Origin of the sequence: Nonomuraea sp. NPDC049419 (assembly GCF_040676995.1) — a bacterium.
Classification (GTDB): Bacteria; Actinomycetota; Actinomycetes; order Streptosporangiales; family Streptosporangiaceae; genus Nonomuraea; species Nonomuraea salmonea.
In genome coordinates, this window is record NZ_JBFAQB010000006.1 from 37,605 (window position 1) to 63,905 (window position 26,301).

At 73.0% G+C, this 26,301-nt stretch carries 20 protein-coding genes; 14 read left to right on the forward strand and 6 right to left on the reverse strand.

Annotation, left to right across the window (positions count from 1 at the left end):
- Positions 1–4: 4 nt before the first annotated feature.
- The 3 genes from AB0K12_RS19835 to AB0K12_RS19845 all read right to left on the reverse strand — a co-directional run bounded on the left by AB0K12_RS19835 (position 5) and on the right by AB0K12_RS19845 (position 3,122).
- A complete protein-coding gene (locus AB0K12_RS19835; RefSeq protein WP_364562814.1) occupies positions 5–1,648 on the reverse strand; it encodes a hypothetical protein in 1,644 nt (547 codons plus the stop codon).
- A gap of 319 nt (positions 1,649–1,967) precedes the next feature.
- Positions 1,968–2,798 (reverse strand): AfsR/SARP family transcriptional regulator, encoded by an 831-nt coding sequence (locus AB0K12_RS19840; RefSeq protein ID WP_364562817.1) that lies wholly within the window; start codon positions 2,796–2,798, stop codon positions 1,968–1,970.
- A gap of 114 nt (positions 2,799–2,912) precedes the next feature.
- Positions 2,913–3,122 carry a hypothetical protein gene (locus AB0K12_RS19845; RefSeq protein ID WP_364562819.1) on the reverse strand — a complete coding sequence of 70 codons (210 nt, stop codon included), beginning with the start codon at positions 3,120–3,122 and terminating at the stop codon, positions 2,913–2,915.
- Positions 3,123–3,237: 115 nt separating this feature from the next.
- Between AB0K12_RS19845 and AB0K12_RS19850 the strand changes: the two genes are divergently transcribed.
- On the forward strand, positions 3,238–6,303 hold the full coding sequence (locus tag AB0K12_RS19850) for a lantibiotic dehydratase (RefSeq protein ID WP_364562822.1): 3,066 nt from the start codon (positions 3,238–3,240) through the stop codon (positions 6,301–6,303).
- 52 nt (positions 6,304–6,355) lie between these two features.
- Positions 6,356–7,663 carry a lanthionine synthetase C family protein gene (locus AB0K12_RS19855; RefSeq protein WP_364562825.1) on the forward strand — a complete coding sequence of 436 codons (1,308 nt, stop codon included), beginning with the start codon at positions 6,356–6,358 and terminating at the stop codon, positions 7,661–7,663.
- Here the strand turns inward: AB0K12_RS19855 and AB0K12_RS19860 are convergent.
- The gene (locus AB0K12_RS19860) at positions 7,653–8,540 is read right to left on the reverse strand and encodes an MsnO8 family LLM class oxidoreductase (protein ID WP_364562827.1); all 888 of its coding nucleotides are present in this window, start codon (positions 8,538–8,540) and stop codon (positions 7,653–7,655) included. The genes AB0K12_RS19855 and AB0K12_RS19860 overlap by 11 nt on opposite strands.
- Before the next feature lie 70 nt (positions 8,541–8,610).
- Here AB0K12_RS19860 and AB0K12_RS19865 point away from each other — a divergent pair, with 70 nt between their 5' ends.
- The 4 genes from AB0K12_RS19865 to AB0K12_RS19880 all read left to right on the forward strand — a co-directional run bounded on the left by AB0K12_RS19865 (position 8,611) and on the right by AB0K12_RS19880 (position 12,289).
- Positions 8,611–9,807, forward strand: coding sequence for a lanthionine synthetase LanC family protein (locus AB0K12_RS19865; RefSeq protein WP_364562829.1), 1,197 nt, complete (start codon positions 8,611–8,613; stop codon positions 9,805–9,807).
- Between the two features lie 127 nt (positions 9,808–9,934).
- A complete protein-coding gene (locus AB0K12_RS19870) occupies positions 9,935–10,078 on the forward strand; it encodes a hypothetical protein (RefSeq protein ID WP_364562832.1) in 144 nt (47 codons plus the stop codon).
- 91 nt (positions 10,079–10,169) lie between these two features.
- Positions 10,170–12,053: an ABC transporter ATP-binding protein gene (locus AB0K12_RS19875; RefSeq protein ID WP_364562835.1), complete on the forward strand. Its 1,884-nt coding sequence runs from the start codon at positions 10,170–10,172 to the stop codon at positions 12,051–12,053.
- Entirely contained in the window at positions 12,032–12,289 is a 258-nt protein-coding gene (locus AB0K12_RS19880) for a hypothetical protein (RefSeq protein ID WP_364562838.1), read from the forward strand. Before AB0K12_RS19875 ends, AB0K12_RS19880 begins: the two co-directional genes overlap by 22 nt.
- Here AB0K12_RS19880 and AB0K12_RS19885 read toward each other — a convergent pair whose 3' ends face one another.
- Both AB0K12_RS19885 and AB0K12_RS19890 read right to left on the reverse strand, forming a co-directional pair.
- A complete protein-coding gene (locus AB0K12_RS19885) occupies positions 12,290–15,484 on the reverse strand; it encodes a BTAD domain-containing putative transcriptional regulator (protein ID WP_364562840.1) in 3,195 nt (1,064 codons plus the stop codon).
- A gap of 116 nt (positions 15,485–15,600) precedes the next feature.
- The gene (locus AB0K12_RS19890; protein WP_364562842.1) at positions 15,601–15,975 is read right to left on the reverse strand and encodes a hypothetical protein; all 375 of its coding nucleotides are present in this window, start codon (positions 15,973–15,975) and stop codon (positions 15,601–15,603) included.
- A 105-nt stretch (positions 15,976–16,080) separates the two neighbouring features.
- Here AB0K12_RS19890 and uppS point away from each other — a divergent pair, with 105 nt between their 5' ends.
- The 8 genes from uppS to AB0K12_RS19930 all read left to right on the forward strand — a co-directional run bounded on the left by uppS (position 16,081) and on the right by AB0K12_RS19930 (position 26,293).
- Complete coding sequence (uppS, locus tag AB0K12_RS19895) at positions 16,081–16,803, forward strand: polyprenyl diphosphate synthase (RefSeq protein WP_345405356.1); 723 nt, start codon at positions 16,081–16,083, stop codon at positions 16,801–16,803.
- The gene (locus tag AB0K12_RS19900; RefSeq protein WP_364562846.1) at positions 16,800–18,209 is read left to right on the forward strand and encodes an oxygenase MpaB family protein; all 1,410 of its coding nucleotides are present in this window, start codon (positions 16,800–16,802) and stop codon (positions 18,207–18,209) included. Before uppS ends, AB0K12_RS19900 begins: the two co-directional genes overlap by 4 nt.
- Positions 18,210–18,472: 263 nt before the next feature.
- The gene (gene kdpF / locus AB0K12_RS19905) at positions 18,473–18,562 is read left to right on the forward strand and encodes a K(+)-transporting ATPase subunit F (RefSeq protein WP_364562850.1); all 90 of its coding nucleotides are present in this window, start codon (positions 18,473–18,475) and stop codon (positions 18,560–18,562) included.
- The gene (gene kdpA / locus AB0K12_RS19910; protein ID WP_364562853.1) at positions 18,562–20,211 is read left to right on the forward strand and encodes a potassium-transporting ATPase subunit KdpA; all 1,650 of its coding nucleotides are present in this window, start codon (positions 18,562–18,564) and stop codon (positions 20,209–20,211) included. The genes kdpF and kdpA overlap by 1 nt, the downstream gene beginning before the upstream one ends.
- A 1-nt stretch (position 20,212) precedes the next feature.
- A complete protein-coding gene (gene kdpB, locus AB0K12_RS19915) occupies positions 20,213–22,294 on the forward strand; it encodes a potassium-transporting ATPase subunit KdpB (protein WP_364562856.1) in 2,082 nt (693 codons plus the stop codon).
- On the forward strand, positions 22,295–23,104 hold the full coding sequence (locus AB0K12_RS19920) for a potassium-transporting ATPase subunit C (RefSeq protein WP_364562859.1): 810 nt from the start codon (positions 22,295–22,297) through the stop codon (positions 23,102–23,104).
- A gap of 1 nt (position 23,105) precedes the next feature.
- Complete coding sequence (locus tag AB0K12_RS19925; protein WP_364562862.1) at positions 23,106–25,628, forward strand: DUF4118 domain-containing protein; 2,523 nt, start codon at positions 23,106–23,108, stop codon at positions 25,626–25,628.
- Positions 25,625–26,293, forward strand: a complete 669-nt coding sequence (locus tag AB0K12_RS19930; protein WP_364562865.1) for a response regulator — start codon at positions 25,625–25,627, stop codon at positions 26,291–26,293. Before AB0K12_RS19925 ends, AB0K12_RS19930 begins: the two co-directional genes overlap by 4 nt.
- Positions 26,294–26,301 lie beyond the last annotated feature (8 nt).

The window sequence follows — 26,301 nt, forward strand, 5'->3', positions numbered from 1 at the left end:
GGGTTCAGTTCCCTTCGGTCGCGTCGTCGTGCTGAGACGGCAGCGCTTCGCGGCGGCCCGCTTCTGCGCCCGTCTGGAAGTCGCCCCACCGCTTCTGGGCCTCCTCGGGGGTGGTGAGCGGGGTGGTGGCGGGGCCCGTGGGGGCGCGCCGCGGCGTCTGACGGCGGCGCTGCGGCAGCCCTGGCAGGCCGTCGATCCCGGTGTCCGAGAGGGCCGCTGGGCCGGTGCCCGGGTCGGTGGGCGCGTCCGTCAGGGAGGCCGTGCGCACCGGCCGCTGCTCGGGCGGCTCGGGGGCGCGCATGGGGCGCGGGGCGATCGCGGCGGGCACCGGCGCCGCCTCGGGCAGGCGCTGCTGGTACGGCGACGTCGCGACGACGGCCCTGACCGGCTCGGGCGCGAGCACGGACGGGCGGGTGTTCTCCGGCATCTCCACCAGCAGTCCCGCGGGGACGCTCACCACGGCCTGGACGCCGCCGTAGGCGCTCTTCTTCACCGTGACCTGCATGCCGTACTGCGCGACCTGCCGGCCGATGGCGGCCCACCCGGTGTGGGGCGGGTTGCCGAGGTCGACCAGGCGTACGGAGTGCCGGCCGCTGAGCAGCCGCCCGGCGCGGGCGTACTGCTCCTCGTTGAGGCCGACGCCGGCGTCGTCGATGACGATGGCCGCGCCGGTGTTGGTCTCGTGGAGGGCGATGGTCACCTTGAGCGTGCCGTGGGAGTGGTGGACGGCGTTGGCGAGCAGCTCGGAGGTGACGAACAGGATCGGCTCGGCGGCCCTGGCGGCCACGCCGACGCGGCGGCGCAGGTGGTTGGCTGGCCCGTCGATGCGCTGGTCGAAGTTCTCGACGCGGGCGACGGCGCCGACCACGAGGTCGACGAGGTAGGTGTCGTCGCGCGACAGGCCGGCGGTGGCGCCACAGGCGATGCCGGTGGCCTGGGCGCGACGGATGATGAGTTCGTTGAACATGTCGAGGCCGAGCACCTCGCGCAGCAGGTCGGTGTGCTCGTCGCCGCTGTAGCGCTGCTGGACGGACGACAGCAGGTCCTGGGCGCGCAGGGCCTGGGTCTGCACGCGCGACATCGCGCCGCGCACGATCGCCTGGGCGGCCTCGTCGATGCGTACGGACTCCTCGCGCACCGCGCTGGAGATCGCGTCGAGCACGGCGAGGTGCTGGCGGTCGATGTCGGTGCCGGCCAGCTTCGCGTTCTGCAGTCCTGGCACGGTGACGTGGGAGGCGCGCAGGTGGGAGACCAGGGCGGGGATGCGGGTGGTCAGCAGGTGGTCGGTCTCGGCGCGGGCGAGGTCCTGCTGGGCGCGCAGCTCGCGGGCCTCCTCGACGGCCTCGCGGGCCTGCCGTTCGACCTCGCGGGCCTGCCGTTCGCTCTCCCTGGCCTGGTGCTCGGCCTCCCTGGCCTGGTGCTCGGCCTCCCTGACCTTGTGCTCGGCCTCCCTGATCTGGCGTTCGGCCTCTCTGGCCTGGTGTTCGGCCTGCCGCAGGCGCTGCTCCCACTGGCTGCCCTCGCGGGACAGGCGTTCGTGCGCGCGCCGGGTTTCGGTCAGCTGCGCGCGGGTCTGCGCGAGCTCACGGCCGGCGCGGTTTCGGTAGATCAGCACGGCGGCGAGAGCGATGGCGACGACGCCTGCCACTATCGCGACGCTGACAAAATCTGACGGCATGACAGTCCTGAGCTAGGAGGAAAGGGCGAACCGGCGCCGTTCGCCCACCCAGTATTCCGGGCAGACCAAGATAGTCAAATGGTGTGGACGGCACTCAAGAATGCCCATAAATGCCCTTAAAACGGGACGAAAACGGCTTGGTAGCGTTCCCATGATCACGATGCGTGACCATCGCCGCAGCCATCGGCTTGACCTGCGCAGATGCGCCGATCCGTCCCTACCACCCGAAGAGCCCGATCTCCTGATGTGCCCCCGAATCCCTCTCCCCAGACCGCCACACCCGCGAGAGTCAACCGCCCGTCACGTTGCGTAGTCGTGGCGCCCCGTCGCGGCGGGGCCCCAGAATGGACAGGAAGACGGCCCTGACGTCAGGCCCCGGCTCGATGCCGAGTTCCCCGCCCAGCACGCGGCGCAGCTCGTGATAGGCGCCCAGCGCCTCCGCCTGCCGCCCGCAGCGGGACAGCGCGGTCATCAGCTGCGCCCAGAAATGCTCGTTGTACGGATGCTCGTGCGTCAGCTCACGCAACCGGCTGACAGCCTGCGCGTGCCGGCCCAGGGCGAGGTCCAGGTCGATGCGCCGGTTCAGTGCCTGCAGCCGCATCTCGTCGAACCGCGTGGCGATCCCCAGCCGCAGTGCCGGCGAGGGCACGTCGGCCAGCGTCGGCCCACGCCACAACTCGACGGCCCGGGTGAGGCAGGCGTGCTCGGTGGCGACGTCGGAGCGGGCGCGCGCCCGGTCCGCCTGCTCCAGCAGCGCGGCGAGGTCGTGCAGGTCGAGCTCGCCCGGCTCCACCTTCAGGACGTAGTTGGATCCGCGGGTCAGGATGAACCCGCGGTCGCCGGCGATCCTGCGCAGCCGCAGGATGACCGAGTGCAGCAGCGTGCGTGCGGAGGCCGGGGGCATGTCCCACATGTACTCGATCAGCCTGTCGCCGGTCACGGGCTCGTTCTCGTTGAGCAGCAGCGCCGCGAGCACGACCTTCATCTTCCCGGCGGTGACGGCGACCGCTGCGCCGCCGATGTCCAGCCGCAACGTGCCGAGCACGCCGAAGCGGCGGGCGGGGACGGCGGCCATGGACGGCTCCGGGTCCTTGACGAGACTCTGCGATGAACGCTTCATCCTTCAAGGAGATCCGCCGGCGCTTTCCGCCGCCTGTCGTCGCTCCGTCGTCCCGCTGTCCCGGCGGCCGGCCACCTCTGGCGCCGGCCGCCGGGAGCGCCCGTCACGTTCGGATCAGCAGACCCTGGTCTGGGTCTGTGCCGGGCAGCAGGTGTCCTTGCAGGTGCTCCAGCACGTGTTGGAACCCACGACGGACACGCATTCATTGCAGGTGATCGCGGTGGGGACGGTCATCTCCTGAGCCGCCGCCACCCCGCCCCGAGCAGGCAGCACGCGCAACTGCAAGTCGAACGCCCCATTGTTCACATCGCTGCTACGAGTCATTTCTCCTCCTTTCTCAAAATCGGAGGCTGGCACCCGGAAAAGCAATTGTCAACCACACTTCCGCAATTCATGGAAATAACAGGGAAATGTTAGCGGGCGTTTCTAGCATCGGCTCATGCCCATGAATTTCAGCGGCGCCCCTTTCGGGCTGCTGCGAATTCCCACCCGGCGACCCGGGGCGGCCGCCATCACCCTGACCTGCCCTGACTTCGACGATCCCGCCGCGTCCGGCCGGCTGCGGGCGTACATCGAGCAGATCGTCGCCGACCCCTTCGTACGTGAGGCACTGGAAGTGTCGAGCGGTTCGCTCGCGCGCGATCTCGCCACGATCGAAGGCGGCGGGCCGGTCCCGTTCCCGAAACTGCGCCGTGCCGCCTACGCCGTGACGAAATACCTGCTGCGCATGTCGTCCAGGCCGACCCCGTTCGGGCTCATGGCCGCCGTGACCGTCGTGCGGTTCGACGGGCCCGCGGAGTTCAGGGGCGGGCCGTCCGTGAAGGCCGTGCGCCCGTCCATGGACTGGCTGCTCGGGCTCGTGCGCGAGTGGGAGCGCCTGCCCGACGTCCGTGCGCGGCTCCTGCTGGTCCGCAACGACCTGGCGACGTGGCGCGGTGACCGGCTCGTCCTGCCGTACACACGCGCCGCCCACGGCAAGGGGGCCGGCTTCGAGACGTCGGTACGCGGCACCGAGGCGGTGCGCCTGTGCATGGAGGCGGCCCACCGGCCCGTACCCCACGAGGTCCTCCTGACGAAGCTGCGCGCAGCGTTCCCCGGCGTGTCCGAGGACACCGCGGCGGGCCTGATCGACGCCCTCCTGGAGCAGGAGTTCCTGGTCAGCGAGCTGCCGCCGCCACCGCACAGCGCCGACCCGCTGGGACACGTCATCGACCGCCTGGACGCGGGCCGCGCCAGGGCGCTGCGCGACATCCAGGCCGCGATCGGCGCGTACGCCTCGAGCCCGCCGGGCGCGGGCACCGCGCGGCTGCGCTCGCTCGGCTCCTCGATGTCGCGCCTGCACGCGAGCGAGCGGCCGCTGCAGGTCGACCTGCGCGCCGGAGCCGAGGTGAGATTGCCCGGCGTGGTGCTGCGCGAGCTGGAGAGCGCGGTGGACCTGCTGTGGCGGATGACCCCCGACGACGTGCCAGAGCATTACGCCGAATACCACCGGGCATTCGTGGAACGCTACGGCGTTGGCTGCGCCGTCCCGCTGCGCGAACTGCTGGATCCGGCCCGCGGCCTGGACGCGCCCGCCACGTACGCGTTGCCCGCCGGCTCCCGCCGGCTCACTCATCGCCCGCCGCCGGCGGACACGCAGCGGCGACGGCGGCTCGCAGAGCTCGCCATGGAGGTGATCGGGTCGGGACACGAGGAGGTCGTCCTGGACGAGGAGTCGATCGCCGCGCTGGTACGCCACGACGGCACCTCCAGGCCGGCCCCTGACCTGGACGTGTGCGTCTCCCTGCTGGCCGGCTCCATGGCCGAGATCGCGCGCGGGGACTTCCGGCTGGTCGTGGCGGCCGGACTGGGCTCCATCGGCCCCGGCTCGTTCTTCGGCCGCTTCACCGCCATGTTCGGCGGCCTGGCGGACCGGCTGCGGCAGGTCGTGTCGCCGCCCGGCGACACGGGTCAGGGCGCGGTGCCCGTGCAGCTGTTCTACCAGCCGAACGAGGAACGCTCCGGCAACGTCATCCACGTGCCGCCGGTCCTGCCGCACCAGGTGGCGCTCGGCATGTACACCGACCGCGGGCGAGACGGCGTGCTGGGTCTCGACGACCTGGTCGTCACGGCCGACCTCCACCGCCTGTACGTCCATGCCACGCCGCTCGGACGCGAGATCGTCCCGATGTCCTTCAACATGCTCAACCCGTACCGGCAGCCGAACGTGGCACGGCTGCTCGGCGAGATCGCCTCCCGCCGGGCCGGCGGCGTCTCGGCCTGGTCGTGGGACGGCCTCGCCGATCTGCCGTACCTGCCACGGGTGCGGTACGGGCGTACCGTGCTGTTCTCGGCCCGCTGGCTGCCCGGCCCCGAGCTGCGCGACACCAGCCTGTCGTGGGACGGCTGGCGCGAGGCGCTGCGCGCCTGGCGGGGGCGCTGGTCGGTGCCCGACCACGTCGAGGTCGTCTCGCACGACCTGCGGCTCCCGCTCGATCTGACCGTCGCCCCGCACCAGCGGCTGCTCAGGCGGGAGCTGGACAGGGACCGCGCGGCCGTGCTGGCGGAACCACCGGGTGGCGGCTCACCTGGGACAGGGTGGTGCGACGGTCACGGCAACGAGATCGTCGTGCCGCTGACCGGACGGTCCGTCACACCGCCGCCCACGCCGCCCGCCGTCACGCTCGACTGGCCGCGGCGGCGCCACCACGCCGGCGGGGAGTGGCTCTACGCCAAGCTCTACCTCATCGAGGAGCACCAGGACGAGCTGCTCGTCGACCGGTTGCCCGCGCTGCTTGAGCAGGTCGGCCCCGCCGTCGATCACTGGCACTTCCTGCGCTACCGCGACCCTGATCCCCATGTGCGGCTGCGTCTGGCCGGGACCCCCGGCGTACTGACCGGCCAGGTGCTGCCGGCGCTGCACGACTGGGTGGCGGCCGGCTGCGCGGCGGGCGCCCTGCGGCGGATGACGCTCGACACCTACGAGCCCGAGTACGTCCGCTACGGCGGCGAGAAGGCGATGCCGGCGGCCGAACGGCTCTTCCACGCCGACAGCGACTCCGTGCTGCGGCAACTGCGCCTGCTCCGCGACGGCGTGCTCCCCTGGGATCCGTGGTCCGTGGCCGCGATGAACCTGATGGAGATCGCCCGCCACCTCGGCGGTGACGACTGGGCCGCCGGCTACCTGGACCTCGTCCCGAAGGGCGACCATCACGCCGTCTTCCAGCGGCACAGGAGGGCGGCGGTCCGGCTCATCGACCCGCATGGCGACTGGGAGGCCCTGGCGGCCGAGCCGGGCGGCGCGCAGCTCGTCGAGACCTGGCGCCGGCGCCGCACGGCGCTCGCGGACTACGCCGCCGAGCTGGCCGCCACCGACACACGGAAACGGCTCGACATCGTCAGGAGCGTGCAGCACATGCACGCCAACCGGCTCCTCGGCCTCGACCGGGAAGCGGAGGGGCACGCGCTGGCCACGTTCAGAGGCGTCCTCGACGCCGACGCGGGGCGCAGGAGGCATGCCGGATGAGCACCACCGCCGACGTCACGACGCTGCCGGCCAGGCACAGGAGGCACGCCCTATGAGCGGCGCGGGCACGACGAACGACCTGCGCGGCACCGCCGCGGACATCACCACGCTGCTGGCCGGGCGGCTGGCGGACGTGGACGCCGTCGAGCGCCTGGCCGAGCGGTCGGTGCGCAGGGAGACGGGCCGTTCAGGTCTGTCCCTCAGCACCGGTCTCCCGGCCGCCGCCCTGTTGCACGCCGAGCTGGCGGCGACCCGGCCGGAGGGCCGCCGGACGGCACACGCCCTGCTGGCGCGGGCCATCGCGCAGGAGCCTCCCTCCGACGGCGGCGCCCTGTACGACGGCCTGCCCGCCCTGGCCTTCGCCGCCCGCGCCACGGCCGCCACCCCGGACGACTACCGCCTCCTGCTGGCCCAGCTCGACCCGTACGTGGCCGACCTGGCCCTCCTGCGCGTCGAGCGCCTGACCCGGCGGGCGCCGGCGACCCTCACCATGGCGGGCTACGACGTCATCCAGGGACTGACCGGGCTCGGCCGCTACCTCCTCATGGCCGACCCCGGCGGAATCGCCCTGCGCGAGGTGCTGTCCTTCCTGGTCTCCCTCACGGACGAGCCGGCCGAGGTCGCCGGCCACGAGGTGCCCGGCTGGTGGGTCACGGGGCCGCCGTGGTTCCAGGCCCGGCACGACCCCCGCTACGCGCACGGCCACGCCAACCTCGGGCTCGCGCACGGCATCGCCGGCCCGCTCGCGCTGCTCGCCATCGCCTGGCGGGAAGGCCGGCGGGTGCCGGGCCAGCGGCGGGCGATCACCGCCATCACGGACGTCCTGCTGCGATGGCGGCGACCGGACGGCTGGCCCGGCACGCTCACCCTCGGCCAATGGCTCGGCCACGACGAGCCGCCGGTCGTGTGCAACGCCACCTGGTGTTACGGCGTCCCCGGCATCGCCCGCGCCATCCAGCTCGCGGGGCTCGCCCTCGGACGAACCGACTGGTCGCGCGTCGCCGACGACGCCATGCGCTCCCTGATCGAGCGGCCGGCCGGGCGGCTTCACCTGGCGGGGGCCGGTCTGTGCCACGGCTGGGCCGGGCTGCTGCACATCGCCCGGCGGATCGCCGCGGACGGCGCCGGCGACGCTGACGAGGCCGCCCACCTGGTGGCCGGCCTCGCCGCCCGGCACACGATCGGGCACTTCGACCCCGCACTGCCGTTCGGGTTCCGCTACCCGATCGCGGCGGACGAGCCGCCCGCCGACGGTGCCGGGCTGCTCGACGGCTCCGGCGGCACCGCACTGGCCCTGCACGCCTACGCCATCGGCGGCGCTCCCACGAGCCGGTGGGACGCCGCCCTGCTCATCGGCTGAGGGGCGCGAGCAAGGTGTACGAGCGCCTGCGGGCCGCCGCGTCGACGACGTTCGTGACGATCATGAGCTCGTCGGCGCCGAGCTCGTCCCGCATGACCTTCAGGGCCGCGCGCACGGCGGGCCCGTCGCCCACGAGCGCGCCGTCGGGCAGGCCGGCGTCCCGCGCCAGCCGGTGCGCGCCCGCCCCCGTGTCGGCGGCCACGACGGCCACGCTGACCAGGGCGTACGGGCGGATCTGCCGCTCCGATGGCCGGAACGAGCCCCGGTACGCCGCCAGCGCGCCTTCTGCTCCTGCCGCGTTCAGGTGGTGGGCGAAGGCGTACGGCAGCCCGAGCTCCCCGGCGAGGAGGGCGCTGGACTCGCTCGCGCCGAGCAGCCACAGCGGAGGCGCCGGCACGGCGGCGGGGCTCACCTGGATGCCGGCGTGACGATGGCCGGGCGGGAAGGCGCCGCCGAGGAAGCAGGAAAGGTCGGCGAGCTTGCCGGCGAACCTCTCCTGGGCGCCCTGGCGCAGCGCCTGCGCGACCTCGGCGGTGGCCCCGGCGGCGCTGCCGACGCCGAGGTCGATGCGTCCAGGATGCAGCCCTTCGAGGGTGGCGAACTGCTCCGCGACGACCATCGGGGCGTGGTTGGACAGCATCACCCCGCCGGCGCCCAGCCGGATCGTCGAGGTCGCGGCGGCGAGGTGGGCGATCAGCACGGCGGGCGCGGAGGCGCCGACGCCTGCCACGCCGTGATGCTCCCCCACCCAGTAGCGGTGAAAGCCCAGCGACTCGGCCAGGCGGGCCAGTTCCGTACTGGCGCGCAGCGCCGCGGCCGGGCCGGCGGAGGGGGTCAGAGGAACGAGATCGAGGATCGACAGGAGGTTTCGCGCCATGGGCCGAATCGTAGGAACGTCCGCTAAGAATCCGATGCCGGCCGGCTATCCCACCTCAGCGGGAGGAACGATGCAGGACGCCGCCGGCCGGGTCGCCCGGCTCGTGATCGACCCGGCGCTGCGGGAGGAGTCCCTGGCCCGCCTGGCGCGGACCACGCTCAGGCCGCAGGTCGCCGGCTGGAGCCGGGACGGCCTGTCCAGAGGCGACGCCGGGCTGGCGCTGCTGTGCGCCGCGCTGGACGAGACCCGCCCCGGGGAGGGCTGGGACGCGCGGGCGCACGAGTTCCTCGCTGCCGGCCTGGAGACGGCCGGCCGGCCCGACGGCTCGCTGGCGCTGTTCTCCGGCCGTGTCGGGTACGCGGCGGCGGTGTGGGCCTGCAGCCGGGGCGGCTCCCGCTACCGCGACCTCACCGAGGCGCTCGACGCGGCCATGCTGCCGCTCATGGGGAGCCTGCCGGGCCGGCTGCCGTCCGGGCCGAGCTACTACGACGTGGTCTCCGGGATCTCCGGCTGGGTGGGATACCTCGTCGTACGCGAACGCACCCCCGCCGTGGACGCGGCCTGTTCCGCCGTCACCAGCCCGCTCGTCCGGCTGCTGAGCCCGCGCGGGATCGAGAACCTCGGCTATCTCCTGGAACCGGGCAGACCCGTGGTGGACCTCGGCCTGGCACACGGCGTGGCGGGCGTGCTCGCCGCGCTCTCCCTGCTGCACCGGCGGACACCGGACCGGGACGCCGCCGCGGCCGTACGGTGGGGCGCCCGCTTCCTCATGGATCACGTCCGCGACGGCATGTGGCCGGCCCGCGTGGACCTCGGCCCCCGCCCCGACGACGGCAGACGCTCGGGCGGCGGCTCGTGGTGTCACGGGGACGCCGGCATCGCCCGTGCCCTTTTCCACGCCGGCGAGGCGCTGGACGACGCGGACATCCGCGACTTCGCGGTGGACGCGGTACGCCTGCGCTGCCACGGTCCCGTACCGGTGCCCTCACCGAGTCTCTGCCACGGCCTGGCCGGGAGATGGCTGCTCACGGCGGCCTTCGCCGCGGACACGGGCGACCCCGTGCTCCGCTCGGCCGCCGCCGGCCACGCCGGAGCGCTGCTCGGCCGCTTCCGGCCACAGTCGCTGCTCGGCTACGCGGACGTGGAGGCCGACGGGCGCCGGGTCGACAATCCCGGCCTGCTCAGGGGCGCCGCGGGGGTCGCGCTGGCACTGCTGGCGGCGGGCGGCGAGCAGGTGCCGGCCTGGGCCCGGCTGCTGCTCGTGTGAGCCCTTTCGTCGTGCTTTCGGCAGGCATGCGCCGGCGTCACCGCCGCGACAGGGCGCCGACAGGGCGTCGACAGGGCCGTCGGCGATGCTGGCACGCGTCCGCAACACAAGGAGAAGGAGAACCGTGATGCGCAAGATCTCCAGTGCCGCCGCAATGGCCGGAGCCGTGCTCATAGCGGCGGCGGCCGTAGTGGGCGCGGCGTCGGTGGCGCAGGCCGCCGGCGACGACGGTGAGACGCCGTTCGTCACCCAGACCCACAAGTCGGAATGACCGCACCTCACGACCGGCCGGTGACTCACCGCTGAGATCGGCACGCCGGCGGGGTCACGCCCCGCCGGCGACCTCACTCGAAGGATCGGGGATGAGCACGGACAGGATCTCGATGGTGTCCGGCCTGGCACAGACGGTCTCGCTGGCGCGCCGCGCGGCCGCCGGCCGGCTGCTCGGCCACCTCGGGCTGACGGCCGTCTCCGTCGCCGCACCGATCGTGACGGTGTGGCTGACGAAGATGACCGTGGACGGGCTGGCGGCGCCCGGCTCGCGGGACACCGCGTGGCTCCTGGCGGCCGGCCTGGCCGGGGCCGGGCTGCTGAGCGCCGTCTGCCCGCAGGCCGGCCGCTACCTCGTGGCCGAGTCGAACCGCAGGATGGCCCTGACGGCCAGGGATGAGCTGTTCGCCGCTCTGGAACGTCAGACGGGGCTCGTCCGGTTCGAGGATCCGGCCTTCCTCGATCGGCTGCGGCTCGCCCAGCAGAGCGCCGCCGCGCCGGGCAGCATGCTGGAGTCCGCCATCGGCGTGGGACGCAACGTGATGACGGTGCTGGGCCTGCTCGGCTCGCTGACCGTGGTCAGCCCTCTCATCACCGCCGTCGTCCTCGCCTCCGGCCTGCCGATGGTGCTCATGGAGCTGCGCCTGTCGCGCCGGCGGGCCGGGATGATGCAGGCCATCACCCCGGCCCAGCGCCGCGAGCTCTTCTACCAGGACCTGCTGGGAGGCGGGCACGCGGCCAAGGAGGTACGGCTGCTCGGCCTCGGGGTGTTCCTGCGGGGGCGGATCCGCGCCGAGGTGCGGGCGGCCAACGCGGCCCAGCAGGCCATGGACCGGCGCGAGCTCGTCACGCACGGCGCGCTGGTGCTGATGTCGGCCGTCGTCTCCGGGTTCGGCCTGATCTGGATGATCACCATGGTGGCCGGCGGGCAGGGCACGATCGGGGACGTCGCCATGCTCGTCGGCACGCTGGGAGGCGTGCACACAGCGCTCGGGGGTGCGGTGTCGGCCGCCGGCGGCGTCCATCTCCAGCTTCTGGCGTTCGGGCACTACATGGCGGTGCTCCGCGCCGAACCCGACCTGCCCCAGGCGGCCGCGCCGCGGCGCCTGCCCGCTCTGCGGCGCGGAGTCGAGCTGCGCGACGTGTGGTTCCGCTACAGCGACGACCACCCGTGGATCCTGCGCGGCGTGCACCTGTTCATCCCGTACGGCCGATGCGTCGCCCTGGTAGGGCTCAACGGATCGGGGAAGAGCACCCTGGTCAAGCTGCTGTGCCGGTTCTACGACCCGGTACGCGGCTCGATCCTGTGGGACGGGGTCGACGTGCGCGACGTGCCCGCCGGCGAGCTTCGTGCCCGGATCGGCGCGGTGTTCCAGGACTTCATGACCTACGACTTCACCGCCGCCGACAACATCGCCGTCGGTGACCTGTCGGCGGCAGGCGACCTGCCCACGATCGAGGCGGCGGCGCGCCGGGCCGGCGTCCACGAGGTGCTGCGGAGCCTGCCGCGCGGCTACGACACCCTGCTGACCAGGACGTTCCTCACGCTCACCGACCGCGACGACGAGAGCGCCGGCGTGCTGCTGTCCGGCGGGCAGTGGCAGCGGATCGCCATCGCGCGGGCGTTCCTGCGGGCCGGGCGTGACCTGATGATCCTGGACGAACCTGGCGCGGGGCTCGACGCGCAGGCCGAGCACGACGTGCACGCCAGGCTGCGGGAGATCCGTGCCGGCCGGACGAGCCTGCTCGTCTCCCACCGGCTCGGCGCCGTACGGGAGGCCGATCTCATCGTCGTCCTCGCGGACGGTTCGATCACCGAATGCGGCCGGCACGAGGACCTCATGGCGGCCGGCGGCACCTACAGCCGCCTGTTCACCCTCCAGGCCTCCGGCTACCTGACCGGGGGCACTGCCACGACGGAACATCCGTCGCAACCAGAAAGGAAGGATCACCGATGGGACTCATCAAGAAGCTGACGGCCGGGGCGTTCATCGCCGCCGCCGTGGCCGTACCGGCGGTACCGGCCATCGCGACCAGCCACGCTCCCGCATCGGCCGTTCAGGCCGATCCGCCGTACGGCAGGACGGGGCCGTTCCCGACCCTGGGCGAGTGCAACAAGGCCAAGCGCGAATGGGACATCGACCACTACGTCAGCGCCTGCTACTGGAACGACGCCACCGGCTGGTGGTTCGAGTGGTTCACAGAAAGCTGATCAGGAGTCGGACGCCTGAGTGACGCCTAACTCGGCGAAGAGTTCGGCGGCGAGCTTGCGGAACTCCGGCCCGTGCCCGGCGTCGCCGAGCGTGCGCAGGGTGCGGGCCTCGCCCAGGCGGTGGCCGGTGTCGCGATGGGCGCGCAGGGCCTGCTCCGCGTGCCGGACCGCCGTGGCGCGGTCTCCTGCGGTGAGCGCGCGTTCGGCGAGCGCGGTGAGCGCCTGGCCCTCCAGGAGCCGGGACGAACGCTCGCGGGCGAGCCGGAGCGCCTCCTCTGCGCAGGAAACCGCCTCGGCGTGGTCCTCAACGGCGTCGGCGAGCCCGATCAGCGCGGCGATCCTGGGCAACAGGTTGTCCTCGCCGGCCGCCTCGATGGCCCTGCGGTGGTGGTCCACGGCCTGTGCGGGGCGGCCGGCGGCGTGGTGGACCCGGCCTAGGGCGGTGAGCGCCAGCGCCTCGGCATGACGGTCCTCGATGTCGCGGCTGCGGGTCAGCGCCCGTTCGCCGAAGCCCAGCGCTTCGGCGTGGCGGCCGAGGTCGCTGTGCAGATCGGTGAGGACGACGAGGCAGTAGGGCTCGCCGGCGTGGTTCCCGCGGGCCGCCATGCGGGCCAGCGACACCTGGAGGTGCTTCAGCGCCTCGTCGAAGCGGCCCAGCAGGTGGCAGACCTCGCCGAGGTTGGTGTGCTTGGCGCCGTCGTGATCCGGTTTGAGCCGCAGGGCCTCCTGGAGATGGTCGAACGCGACGTGCAGGTTGCCGAGCTGGGTGTGCACCACCGCGAGATTGGTGTGCTTGACGGCCTGCATGCTCGTCAGGCCGGTACGCCTGTCCAGCCGCATGCCGTCCTCCAGGCAGCGGGCCGCGTCGGCGAGCTGCCCGAGCCGCCAGTAGGTGTTGGCGAGGCTGGACAGGGTGGCGCTCTTGCCCTCCCGCCATCCGGCCTCGTCGGCGTACGACAGGGCCCGGGTGTACAGGGGGATGGCCTCGTGCGGCTTCTGGTAGGAGTGGGCGGCGGCCAGGCCGCGCAGCGCCGCGACCATCGCCATCGCGTCGCCCTCCTCGCCGGCCACCGCGACCGCCGCCTCCGCGCAGGAGAGCCAGTCGCTCATGCGCCGGCTCATCCAGAAGTAGCTGCGCATCGCGTCGAAGAGCAGCCACACGAACCTCCGGGGGCCTGCGGAGACGGCCTGGTGGATGGCGGCGACGAGGTTGCCGTACTCGGCGGCCAGCCACTCCGATGCGGGCCCCGGGTCGTCGAAGGCGGCCACCGGCACGTCGGCCCGCGTCGCCGGAGGCGGCAGCCTGGACCAGGAGGGATGGAGGCGGCCGCCGGCGGCGCGCGTGTTCAGCAGGTACCAGCCGTACAACCGCTGCCTGGCCCGCTCCAGCGTCTCGGGGCCCTCCTCCTCCCGGGCGCGCTCCGCGGCGTACAGGCGCAGCAGGTCGTGGAAGCGATAGCGGCCGGGCGCGTTGCGGTAGATCAGGTGGGCGCCGGCCAGCCGGCCGAGCTCGCGCCGCCCCTCCTCGACCGGGGTGCCGCTCAGCGCCGCGGCGGCCTCGGGCGTGAAGTCAGGCCCTGGCACGAGACCGAGCAGCCGGAACGCCGCCCGCGCGGAGCCCGGCAGGGCGGCGTAGGAGAGGTTCAGGGTAGCGCGGATCGCGGTCTGCTCGTCGCCCTCGATCCGCAGCGTGGTGAGGGGACCTCTGGCGCGCAGCTCCGCGACGTACCCGGCGACGCTCTGGTAGTGGTCGACGGCGAGGTTGGCGGCCGCGATGCGCAGGGCCAGGGGCAGGTGCGCGCACAGGCGGGCCAGCTCCGCGGTGGCCTCGGGCTCGGCCCGCACCCGGCCGGCGCCGAGGACGGAGGCGAGCAGGTTCGTGGACTCCTCCGGCGACATGACGGCGAGGGGCAGGTGGACGGTGTCGCCGTGCACGGACAGCGCGCGCAGCTGGTCGCGGCTGGTTATCAGGACGACGCAGTCGGAGCCGGGAAGGAGCGGACGTACCTGCCCGGCGTCGCGCGCGTTGTCCAGGACCAGCAGCATGCGGCGCTGGGCGAGCGCGCTGCGCAGGAGCGCCGAGCGGGCGTCCAGCTCGGTGGGGATACGCTCGACCGGGACGTTGAGTCCGAGGAGCAGCGTCTCCAGGGCGGTGGCGGGGTCGAGGGACGGGCCCGACGCGAAGCCGCGCAGGTCCACGTAGAGCTGCCCGTCGGGGAAGTGCTCGTGAGCCAGATGGGCCCAGTGGACGGCCAGGGCGGTCTTGCCGACGCCGGCGGTTCCGGTGATCACGGCGATCCTGACCGGGCCCGTCGCCCGGCCGCCGGTGACCGGCAGGAGCCCGTCCAAGGCTCTGAGCTGGTCGTCGCGGCCGGTGAACGCGGCGATGTCCGTGGGCAGCTGGCGCGGGCGCAGCCCCGGCGGCGGCTCCTCGGCCGCGGGGCGCGGGACGAGTGCGGGGTCGGTGGTCAGGATCGCCTGGTGCAGCCGGCGTAACTCGTCGCCTGGGTCGACGCCCAGCTCGTCCCTCAGCAGGTCGGCGACGGTCTGGTAGGCGCGCAGGGCTTCCGCCTGGCGGCCGCAGCGGTAGAGGGCGAGCATGAGCTGGGCCCACAGCCGTTCGCGATGGGGCTGCGCGGTCGTCGCCGCGATCAGCTCGGGGACGACCTCTTCGTGCCGGCCGGCCTGCAGGGCGAGCTCGAGCCAGCGTTCCAGCGTCCTGAGCCGCTCCTCGTCGAGGCGGGCGGCGTGGTCGTGGCGCAGCGACTCCGCCGGGATGTCGGCCAGGGCGGGGCCGCGCCATAAGTCGAGCGCCTCGCGGAGCAGGGCGGCCTCGCCGGGATCGGCCGAACGTGCCGCGTCGCCGGCCCTGCTCACGAGGTCGCGGAACCGGGTGAGGTCGAGCTGGTCGGTTTCGAGCCTGATGAGGTATCCCTGCTGGCGGGTCTGGATCAGCTGCTCTCCGTCGCAGTCCAGCGTGTGGCGCAGGCGGGCGATGTGGGTGTGCAGCGCCGCCTGCGCGTTGGCGGGGGCGGAGCCGGGCCACATGTGGCCGATGAGCCGGTCGCTGGAGACGTACTGGTTGGCATCCAGCAGCAGGGTGGCCAGGGCGATCCGCTGCTTGGCGGCCGGGACCGCGATCCGCCGGCCCGCGCGCACCACGTCGAGCTGACCCAGAATGCCGAACCGGGTCACCCGGTCCCCTTCGTCCAACGGCCGCTCGCGGTGTGCCAAACCTGCTCCTACCGTCATCGACGCTGCAGGACCCGGACACCAAAGATTCTGCCCCATCACCGGGCGCGCCGCGCTGCTCAGCCGCGGCGCAGGTCGGCCACCAGCAGGTTGGAGTCCCTGCCTACGATGGTGGCGCCATTGGTGATGTACGCGCGGTTTCCCCGTACGGCGACGGCCGTGGTGCCCTGCATGCCGTCGGAGGCGTCCAGCAGGACCTCGCCGGTGCCGTCCGCGTTCACCCGTACGAGCTGGCTGCTCTGGTTGATGGCGGCGGTGTCCGCGGGCTCCGGGGCGATGCTCTCGGCGGCCTGGCCAGCGGCGCGGTCGAAGCGGGCGAGCACCCGTACGTCGCGGAGGCTCGTCCCGGCGTGGGGAAGGGCGGTGAGCAGGAGAGCGGACAGCGCGACGGCGCGCCGCCACCGGAGGAAGCCTGCGAGGTTGGTTCGATCCATGTCGAACAGAACGATCTTCGCGCCGAAGGGCATCCAGGACCTGTCACTCCCACCTACGAATCACTTAAAGTATGGGGACAGTAACACTCAGCTATGGAGGTGGTCATGGCCGTGCCACGTCACGTGGCCTGCGTGATGGATGGGAACGGCCGCTGGGCCGAGCAGCGCTCGCTGCCGCGCACCGCGGGTCACGAGGCCGCGGAGGCCGCCGTCATGGACGTCATCGAGGCGGCCCGCGCCGCCGGCGTCACCTGGCTCAGCCTGTACGCCTTCTCCACCGAGAACTGGCGGCGCCCGGCAGGCGAGATCGACATCCTCATGCGGCTCGTGCGCCGCGCCATCCGCAAGCACGCGCCCGCGCTGCACACCCGCGGCATCCGCTGCCGCTTCCTCGGCATGAGCGACCCGCGCATCCCCGCCCCGCTGGTCCGCGACATCACCGACCTGATGACGCTCACCCGCGACAACACCCGCATGACGCTGACCGTCGCCTTCGACCACGGCGGCCGCCGCGACATCGTGCAGGCCGCCCGCTCGCTGATCAGGTCCGCGACGCCGGCCGACGAGGTCACCGAGGCCGGCTTCGCCGCCCACCTGCCCTACCCCGACACCCCCGACGTCGATCTCGTCATCCGCACCTCGGGCGAGCAGCGCATCTCCAACTTCATGCTCTGGCAGGTCGCCTACGCCGAGTGGGTGTTCCCCCAGGTGCTCTGGCCCGACTTCCGCGCCGCCCACTTCGCCGAATGCCTCGACGCCTACCTGCGGCGCCGGCGCCGCTTCGGCGACGTCCATCCCACCACCGCGACAGGAAAGGGCCTTCGTTGAGCCACACCGACCCGCAGCAGGACGTCTTCGGCCCCGACTCGCTCCTGCGCCCCCTGGCCTCCGAGGCGCGCTGGGGGCTCGCGGTGACCAGGGCCACCCTGCTGGAGGCCGCCCATCCGCAGATCGGCGCGGCGCTGATGGAGAACTCCACGTTCCTGACGCATCCGTGGCGGCGGCTGCGCAACACCGTCACGAGCGCGCGGCGGCTGCTCGACCCCGACCCGCGCGTACGCGACCGCGAGGCGGTCCGGCTCAACCGCCTGCACGCCCGCATGTCCGGCACCGACGCCCAGGGCCGCCCCTACGACGCGACCGACCCCGAGGCGCGCGCGTGGGTGGTGGCCACCCTGTTCGATTCGACGGTGACGATGTGCCGGCTGAGCGGCGACGCGCTCGGCGCCGACGCGATGCGCCGCCTCTACGACGAACACCGTACGTTCCTCGCGCTGATGGAGGGCACCGCCGACCACCTGCCCGCGACGCTGCCCGAGTTCTGGCCCTACTTCGACGACATCGTCGAGCGCCGCCTGGAGAACAACGAGGCGGTCGGCGTCATCCTCTACCGGCTCTTCGCGAACGTGCCCGCTCCTCCCGTGCTGCGCGCCCACCCGGCGTTGTGGACGGCGGGCCGGGCCGTGGCGAGCCCGCTGGCCACGGCGATCACCATCGCCTCGCTCCCCGAGGCGTTCAGCAGGCGGGTCGCGCTGCCCGACCTGCCGGGCGCCCGCACGCTCATGCAGAGCGCCTACCTGGGCGCCGCCCTCGCCACCCGCCACCTGCCGGCGAGCTGGACGCGGGTGGACCTTTTCATGAACCTCCTGGACGGCCAGGGCGAAGCCCCGTGGGAGACCGTACGCAGGCAGGCCGGCAAGGCCGCGGCCCTCGTACGCCTGCTCACCCCTGCCGGCGACGACGAGGGCGAGCAGGTGACCCGCTCGGCCGACCGGTTCTTCACCGAGGTGCTCGACCAGACCGGCGACGGCTGCCTGCGCTGGCCCGACCTGGCCGCCATGGCGCGCGAGATCGCCACCCGGCTCGACCTCGGGGGACAGGAGGAGGAGCGGCTGTTCCAGGCGTACGCCGCGTGGTGGGCCGAGCTGCAGGCCGCGCTCGACCGCGACGGCGACGGGCGGGTCACCCGCGAGGAGTACGCCGCCGCGGCGGCCCGCCTGCCCGGCACCGGCCTCATCAGGATCGCCGACGTGCTGTTCGACGTCACCGACACCGACGACGACGAGAAGATCGACGCCGGCGAATACCGCAACCTGTTCCGCACGGCCTTCCACCGCGACCTGGCAGGCAGCGGCGACGGCTACTCGCGCAGCGCGTTCGTCCGGCAGTTCGTCTCCTTCATGTCCGGCCAGCAGCACTCCAGCGCCTACACCTCGCTGCTCACCTCAGGCTGAGCGGCAGGACTTGCCGGGTGTCCGAGCGCCGGCAGGTTGCAGGCGTAGCGAGGTCGTCAATATTCGGGCCGCTGCCGTATGAATCCCGTCAAGAACGGCGAAACACCCATATTTCCGACGTTTGCTTGATCTGCGCCGCCCATCCAGGAGCGGCGATCTGATCATCCGAGCTGAGGAGTGGGGATGGCCGACGTCATCTTCGTCGCCATGACGATCGCGATCTTCGCGGTCTTCGGGCTGGTCGTACGGGCGGTGGAGCGGCTGTGAGCGCCGTCGACGCCATCGGCCTCATCGTGGCCGCCGCCCTGGTGGTCTTCATGATCGCGGCCCTGCTGTTCCCGGAGCGCTTCTGATGGCCGCCACGCTCTTCGCCGGCTCCCTGATCGCCGCGCTGGCGCTGGCCTGGAAGCCGCTCGGCGACCACATGTACCGCGTCTACGCGACGTCCCGGCACACCGCCGCCGAGCGCGGCGTCTACCGCCTGCTGGGGGTCCGCGCGGACGCCGAGCAGAGCTGGCCCGTCTACGCCCGCGCCCTGCTGGCGTTCTCGCTGGTCTCGGTCCTCGTCGTGTACGGCATGCAGCGCCTGCAGGACCGGCTGCCGCTGAGCCTCGGCATGGAACCGGTGACCGGCCACATCGCCTGGAACACCGCGATCAGCTTCGTCACCAACACCAACTGGCAGGCGTACGCCGGCGAGTCCACCATGGGACAGCTGACGCAGATGGCCGCGCTGGCCGTGCAGAACTTCGTCTCGGCCGCGGTCGGCATGGCGGTCGCGGTCGCCCTGGTACGCGGCTTCGCCCGCCGCGAGTCGGCCACGATCGGCAACTTCTGGGTGGACCTGGTCCGCGGCACGCTGCGCATCCTGCTGCCGATCGCCTTCGCCGGCGCGCTGGTGCTGGTGGCGGGCGGCGTGGTGCAGAACCTCTCCGGCGTCCAGCACGTGACGACCCTGACCGGCGGCACGCAGGCCATCACCGGCGGGCCTGTCGCCTCCCAGGAGGCCATCAAGGAGCTGGGCACCAACGGCGGGGGCTTCTACAACGCGAACTCGGCCCACCCGTTCGAGAACCCGACGAGCTGGACGAACTGGTTCGAGATCGTCCTGCTCCTGGTGATCCCGTTCGCGCTCACCCGTACCTTCGGCCGCCTGGTGGGCCAGGCCAGGCAGGGCTATGCGATCCTGGCGGTGATGGGCGTGCTCGCGGTGGCGAGCGTGCTGCTCACGAACGTCTTCGAGCTGTCCGGCGCCGCCACCGTGCCGCAGGCGGCCGGCGCCGCGATGGAGGGCAAGGAGCTGCGCTTCGGCGTGTCAGGCTCGGCCACGTTCGCCGCCGCCACCACGCTCACGAGCACCGGCGCGGTGAACTCCTCCCACGACTCCTTCACCCCGTTCGGCGGCATGATGACGCTCCTGAACATGATGCTGGGCGAGGTCGCGCCCGGCGGGGTCGGCGCGGGCCTGTACGGCATGCTCGTGCTGGCCGTCATCACGGTGTTCGTCGCCGGGCTGCTGGTCGGGCGCACCCCGGAATACCTCGGCAAGCGGATCGGCGCCCGCGAGATCAAGCTGGCCTCGCTGTACTTCCTGGTCACGCCGGTGCTGGTGCTGTCAGGCAGCGCCGCCGCGCTGGGCTCGGGCGAGGGGCGTGCGGCCATGCTGAACGCCGGCCCGCACGGCCTGTCGGAGGTCCTGTACGCCTTCACCAGCGCCTCGAACAACAACGGCTCCGCCTTCGCCGGCCTCACGGCCGGCACTCCCTGGTACGCCGTGGCGCTCGGCCTGTGCATGGCCTTCGGCCGTTTCCTGCCGATCGTCCTGGTGCTGGCTCTGGCCGGGTCGCTGGCCGCGCAGGCGCCCGTCCCCGAAGGCGCGGGCACGCTGCCGACGCACCGGCCGCAGTTCGTGGGCCTGCTCATCGGCGTCACCGTGATCCTGGTCGCCCTCACCTTCCTCCCTGCCCTCGCGCTCGGGCCCCTCGCAGAAGGACTGTCCTGACATGTCAACCCCTGTGCTGAAAGGCGGCCTGCTCGACCCCCGTCAGCTGGCCGCCGCACTGCCGGACGCGCTGCGCAAGCTCAACCCGGCCACGCTGTGGCGCAACCCGGTGATGTTCGTCGTCGAAGCCGGCGCGGCCCTCACCACCATCCTCGCCGTCGCCGATCCCTCGTTCTTCGCCTGGGCGATCGTGGCGTGGCTGTGGCTGACCGTGCTCTTCGCCAACCTGGCGGAGGCGGTCGCCGAGGGCCGCGGCAAGGCGCAGGCGGCCACGCTGCGCCAGGCCAAGGCCGGCACCCGGGCCCGCCGGCTGCGCAGCCCGCACGACCCCGGCACGTGGGACGTCGTCCCAGCCGCCGACCTGCGGCCCGGCGACCACGTGATCGTCGAGGCCAGGGAGGTCGTCCCCGGCGACGGCGACGTCGTCGAGGGCATCGCCAGCGTGGACGAGTCCGCCATCACCGGCGAGTCCGCCCCGGTCATCCGCGAGTCGGGCGGCGACCGCTCCGCCGTGACGGGCGGCACGAAGGTGCTGTCCGACCGCATCATCGTGCGGATCACCCAGAAGCCCGGCGAGAGCTTCATCGACCGGATGATCGCGCTGGTCGAGGGCGCGAACCGGCAGAAGACGCCGAACGAGATCGCGCTCAACATCCTCCTGGCCGCGCTGACGGTCATCTTCCTCGTCACCACCGTCACCCTGCAGCCGGCGGCCGTCTACTCCGTCGCCGCCAACCCCGGCGTCCCCGGCTCCCTCGCCATCGGCCGCGACGGCGTCACCGGCGTCGTGCTGGTGTCGCTGCTGGTCTGCCTGATCCCGACCACGATCGGCGCGCTGCTGTCGGCCATCGGCATCGCCGGCATGGACCGCCTCGTGCAGCGCAACGTGCTCGCGATGTCGGGACGCGCGGTCGAGGCGGCCGGCGACGTGTCCACGCTGCTGCTGGACAAGACGGGCACCATCACGCTCGGCAACCGGCAGGCCGCCGCGTTCGTCCCGGTGGACGGGGCCGGCGAGGCCGAGCTGGCCGCGGCGGCGCAGCTGTCCAGCCTGGCCGACGAGACCCCCGAGGGCCGCTCGATCGTGGTGTTCGCCAAGCAGCACCACGGCCTGCGCGAGCGCCCTCCGGGCGAGCTCGCGCACGCGACCTGGGTGCCGTTCACCGCCCATACCCGCATGTCCGGCGTCGACGTGGACGGCCGCCAGGTGCGCAAGGGCGCCGCCGCCGCGGTCCTGGCGTGGGTGGGCGAGGCGGGCGGCCGCCCGTCCGGAGAGGTCGGGCAGGTCGTGGACGGCATCTCCGCCTCCGGCGGCACCCCGCTGGTGGTCGCGGAGGCCGGCCGCGTGCTCGGCGTGATCCACCTCAAGGACGTCGTCAAGGAGGGCATGCGGGAACGCTTCGCCGAGCTGCGCCGCATGGGCATCCGCACCGTCATGATCACCGGCGACAACCCGCTGACCGCCGCGGCCATCGCCGAGGAAGCCGGCGTGGACGACTTCCTCGCCGAGGCCACCCCCGAGGACAAGCTCGCCCTGATCAGGAAGGAGCAGGAGGGCGGCCGGCTGGTCGCGATGACCGGCGACGGCACGAACGACGCCCCCGCCCTGGCCCGGTCGGACGTCGGCGTCGCCATGAACACCGGAACCTCCGCCGCCAAGGAGGCCGGGAACATGGTGGACCTCGACTCCGACCCGACCAAGCTCATCGAGATCGTCGAGATCGGCAAGCAGCTGCTCATCACGCGGGGCGCACTCACCACGTTCTCGATCGCCAACGACCTCGCCAAATACTTCGCGATCATTCCGGCCATGTTCGCCGCGGTCTACCCCGGTCTTGACGCGCTCAACGTCATGCGCCTGTCCAGCCCGCAGTCCGCGATCCTGGCGGCGGTGACCTTCAACGCGCTCGTCATCGTCGCGCTGATCCCGCTGGCGCTCAGAGGCGTCAGCTATCGGCCGTCCAGCGCGTCCAAGCTGCTCAGCCGCAATCTGTACGTCTACGGGCTCGGCGGCGTCGTCGCGCCGTTCTTCGGCATCAAGGCCATCGACCTGCTCGTCAGCCTCCTTCCAGGGATGAGTTAAATGGAACGTATGCCCAGCTGGGTTCGCCGGCACGTGGCCGCGCTGAGAGCGGTGGCCGTTCTCAGCGTGCTGCTCGGCGTCGTCTATCCGCTGGCCGTCACCGGCGTCGCGCAGGCGCTGTTCCACGGCCGCGCCAACGGCTCGATCGTCGCCGCGGACGGCAGGGCCGTCGGCAGCGCGCTCATCGGCCAGTCCTTCACCGGCGCCGGCGGTGAGCCGGTCCGCGCGTACTTCCAGTCCCGCCCGTCGGCGACCGGCCACGACCCGGCCGCGAGCGGCGCCTCCAGCCTGGGGCCCGAGGACGTCGTGGACGCGGGCAGGCCGTCGCTGCTCACCCTGGTCTGCGCCCGGTCCAAGGCGGTGGGCGAGCTGGAGGGGGTCAGCGGCGCGCGTCCGTACTGCACGGCGGACGGGGTCGGCGCGGTGCTCAAGGTGTTCCCCGGCCGGGTGGTGAGCGTCAACCAGGTCTGCCCGGCCGTCCCGTTCGTGCGCACGTACCAGGGGGTGACGGTGGAGTGCGCCAGGCCGGGCGAGGACTACGCGGCCGGGCGTACCGTCCCCGTCCGCGGTGACGTGAGCGCCGTGCGGGTGCCGGCCGACGCGGTGACGGCGAGCGGCTCCGGCCTGGATCCGCACATCTCCGTCGCCTACGCCGAGCTCCAGGCGCCCCGCGTCGCCAGGGCGCGCGGGCTCGACCGGGCCGAGGTCGAACGGCTCATCCGGCGGCACACCACCGGCCGGGCGCTGGGCTTCATGGGCGAGCCCGCCGTCAACGTGCTCGAACTCAACCTCGCCCTCGACGGGAGGTGACATGAGGGGACGGCTGCGCATCTACCTCGGGGCGGCGCCCGGGGTCGGCAAGACGTACGCGATGCTCGGCGAGGGCCGCCGCGCGCGCGAGCGCGGCAGGGACGTGGTCGTGGGCCTGGTCGAGACCCACGGCAGGCCCCGCACCGCCGCCCTGCTGGAGGGGCTGGAGGTCGTCCCGCGCAGGCGCGTCGTCCACCGCGACGCCACCTTCACCGAGCTGGACGTGGCCGCCGTGATCGCGCGCCGGCCGGCGGTGGCGCTCATCGACGAGCTGGCCCACACCAACGTCCCGGGCTCGAAGAACGTCAAGCGCTGGCAGGACATCGACGAGATCCTGGACGCCGGCATCGACGTCGTCTCCACCGTGAACGTCCAGCACCTGGAGTCGGTCAACGACGTCGTCCAGGAGATCACCGGCGTGCCGCAGCGCGAGACCGTGCCGGACGAGGTGGTGCGCCGCGCCGACCAGATCGAGCTGGTCGACATGTCTCCGGAGGCGCTGCGCCGCCGCATGGCGCACGGCAACGTGTACGCGCCCGAGAAGGTCAGCGCCGCCATGGCGAACTACTTCCGCGTCGGCAACCTCACCGCGCTGCGCGAGCTGGCGCTGCTGTGGGTGGCGGGCAAGGTGGACGAGCAGCTCGACCGCTACCGCGCCGACCACGGCATCGAGGGCACCTGGGAGACCCGCGAACGCGTCGTGGTCGCCCTCACCGGCGGCCCCGAGGGTGACACACTCGTCCGCAGAGCCGCCCGCATCGCGGCCCGCACCAAGGGCGCCGACCTGCTGGCCGTCCACGTCACCAGTGCCGAGGGGCTGGCCGGCGCCGACCCGGCGAACCTGGCCAGGCAGCGCACGCTGGTCGAGGACATGGGCGGCAGCTACCACCAGGTCGTCGGCGACGACATCCCCCGCGCGCTGCTGGACTTCGCGCGCGGCGTCAACGCCACCCAGCTCGTCCTCGGCGCCTCCCGCAGAGGACGGTTCGCGCAGATCCTCTCGCGCGGCGTCGGCGTGGAGACGACCTCGCTGTCCGGCTCCATCGACGTGCACCTGGTGCCTCACGAGGAGGCCAAGAAGGGCCGCAGGCGGCCGGAGCGTGCCCGCGCCGCGCTCACCCGTACGCGCCGGCTGGCCGGATGGGCCGTGGCGGTGGCCGGGATGCCGGCGCTGACCGCCGCCCTGTCGCCGTTCCGCGGTGTGCTCTCGCTGCCCAGCGAGATCCTGCTGTTCCTTTGCCTGGTCGTCGTCGTCGCCCTCGTCGGCGGCATGTGGCCGGCGATCTTCGCCGCCGTCGGCGGCTCGCTCCTGCTCAACTGGTTCTTCACCTCGCCCACCGGGCAGATCACCATCGCCGCGCCGGAGAACCTGTTCGCCCTGGTGGTGTTCGTCCTGGTCGCGGCGGCCGTCAGCACGATCGTGGACCTGGCGGCCCGGCGTACCAGGCAGGCCGCCCGCGCGGGCGCGGACGCCGAGGTGCTGTCCACACTGGCCGGTCACGTGCTGCGCGGCGAGGCCGCGCTGCCCTCGCTCCTCGGGCGGCTGCGCGAGACCTTCGGGCTCGACGCGGTCACCCTGCTCGAACGTGCCGGCGACCGGCAGGACCCCGGCGCCTGGCGCATCGTCGCCACCTCGGGCGCCGCCCCCTGCACCGCGCCCGCCATGGCGGACACCGACGTCGCCGTCGGGGACGACCTGGTCCTCGCCGCCCGCGGCCGGCTGCTGGACGCCAGCGACAGGCGGGTGCTGGAGGCATTCGCCGCCGAGGCCGCCGTCGCGCTGCGCCAGGAACGCCTCCAGGAGGCGGCGGAACGGGCCGAGCCGCTGGCCGCTGCCGACAAGATGCGCACCGCCCTGCTGGCCGCCGTCAGCCACGACCTGCGCACCCCGCTCGCCGCCGCCAAGGCCGCCGTCGAGAGCCTGCGCAACCACGAGGTCGCCTGGACGCCCCAGGACCGCGACGAGCTGCTCGCCACCGCCGACGAGTCCCTGACCCGCCTGCACCGGCTGGTGGAGAACCTGCTCGACATGAGCCGCCTCCAAGCCGGCGTCCTCGGGCTGTCGCTGCAGCCCGTCGCGCTCGAGGAGGTCGTGCCCCGCGCCGTGGACGACCTCGGCGCCCTGCGCGACCGCATCGAGGGCGACCTCGCCGCCGACCTGCCCGACATCGTGGCCGACCCCGCCCTGCTGGAGCGGGTGCTGGTCAATCTGATGGCCAACGCCGTACGCCACAGCCCGCCCGAGCGCAAGGTGCTCATCACCGGCAGCAGGCACGACGACAAGGTCGAGATCCGGGTGATCGACCGCGGCCCCGGCATCCCGCGAGCGGACCGCGAGCGCGTCTTCCTGGCCTTTCAGCGACTCGGCGACCGCGACAACGGCACCGGCGTCGGCCTCGGGCTCGCGCTGTCGCGCGGCCTGACCGAGGCCATGGGCGGCGCCCTCACCCCGGAGGAGACGCCGGGAGGAGGGCTGACGATGATGGTGAGCATGCCCGTCCACGACGCGGTGGAGCCGTCATGACCAAGATCCTCGTCGTCGACGACGAGCCGCAGATCCTGCGCGCCCTGCGCATCAACCTGGTCGCCCGCCACTACGAGGTCGAGGTCGCCGCCGACGGCTCATCGGCGCTGCGCCAGGCCGCCCGATGGCAGCCCGACCTCGTCGTCCTCGACCTCGGGCTGCCCGACATCGACGGCACGGACGTCATCCACGGCCTGCGCGGCTGGACCCGGGTGCCCATTGTCGTGTTGTCGGGCCGCGCCGACAACCAGGACAAGATCGACGCCCTGGACGCCGGAGCCGACGACTACGTGACGAAGCCGTTCAGCATCGAGGAGCTGCTGGCCCGCATCCGCGCCGTCTCCCGCCGCGCCGCCGTCCACGACGCCGAGCCGGCCAGCGTCCGCATCGGCGAGCACGTCGTCGACCTGGCCGGCAAGACCGTCTCAGGCGGGCTGCGGCTCACCCCCACCGAGTGGCACATCCTGGAGATCCTGCTGCGCAATCCTGGCAAGCTCATCCCGCAGCGCTACCTGCTCACCGAGGTCTGGGGCGGCCAGGCCGTCAAGGAGACCCACTACCTGCGCCAGTACATGGCCCAGCTGCGCAAGAAACTCGAACCCGACCCCGCCCACCCCCGCCATCTCATCACCGAACCCGGCATGGGCTACCGCTACACCCCCTGAGCCGCGCC

Coding starts and splice junctions, on each gene's coding strand:
- kdpA (WP_364562853.1), top strand. CDS start 18,562: ATGGCCGCCACGCTCTTCGCCGGCTCCCTGATCGCCGCGCTGGCGCTG.
- AB0K12_RS19855 (WP_364562825.1), top strand. CDS start 6,356: ATGAGCGGCGCGGGCACGACGAACGACCTGCGCGGCACCGCCGCGGAC.
- AB0K12_RS19925 (WP_364562862.1), top strand. CDS start 23,106: ATGAGGGGACGGCTGCGCATCTACCTCGGGGCGGCGCCCGGGGTCGGC.
- AB0K12_RS19865 (WP_364562829.1), top strand. CDS start 8,611: ATGCAGGACGCCGCCGGCCGGGTCGCCCGGCTCGTGATCGACCCGGCG.
- AB0K12_RS19850 (WP_364562822.1), top strand. CDS start 3,238: ATGCCCATGAATTTCAGCGGCGCCCCTTTCGGGCTGCTGCGAATTCCC.
- AB0K12_RS19875 (WP_364562835.1), top strand. CDS start 10,170: ATGAGCACGGACAGGATCTCGATGGTGTCCGGCCTGGCACAGACGGTC.
- AB0K12_RS19860 (WP_364562827.1), bottom strand. CDS start 8,540: ATGGCGCGAAACCTCCTGTCGATCCTCGATCTCGTTCCTCTGACCCCC.
- kdpB (WP_364562856.1), top strand. CDS start 20,213: ATGTCAACCCCTGTGCTGAAAGGCGGCCTGCTCGACCCCCGTCAGCTG.
- AB0K12_RS19870 (WP_364562832.1), top strand. CDS start 9,935: ATGCGCAAGATCTCCAGTGCCGCCGCAATGGCCGGAGCCGTGCTCATA.
- AB0K12_RS19930 (WP_364562865.1), top strand. CDS start 25,625: ATGACCAAGATCCTCGTCGTCGACGACGAGCCGCAGATCCTGCGCGCC.
- uppS (WP_345405356.1), top strand. CDS start 16,081: ATGGCCGTGCCACGTCACGTGGCCTGCGTGATGGATGGGAACGGCCGC.
- AB0K12_RS19880 (WP_364562838.1), top strand. CDS start 12,032: ATGGGACTCATCAAGAAGCTGACGGCCGGGGCGTTCATCGCCGCCGCC.
- AB0K12_RS19920 (WP_364562859.1), top strand. CDS start 22,295: ATGGAACGTATGCCCAGCTGGGTTCGCCGGCACGTGGCCGCGCTGAGA.
- AB0K12_RS19840 (WP_364562817.1), bottom strand. CDS start 2,798: ATGAAGCGTTCATCGCAGAGTCTCGTCAAGGACCCGGAGCCGTCCATG.
- AB0K12_RS19845 (WP_364562819.1), bottom strand. CDS start 3,122: ATGACTCGTAGCAGCGATGTGAACAATGGGGCGTTCGACTTGCAGTTG.
- AB0K12_RS19890 (WP_364562842.1), bottom strand. CDS start 15,975: ATGGATCGAACCAACCTCGCAGGCTTCCTCCGGTGGCGGCGCGCCGTC.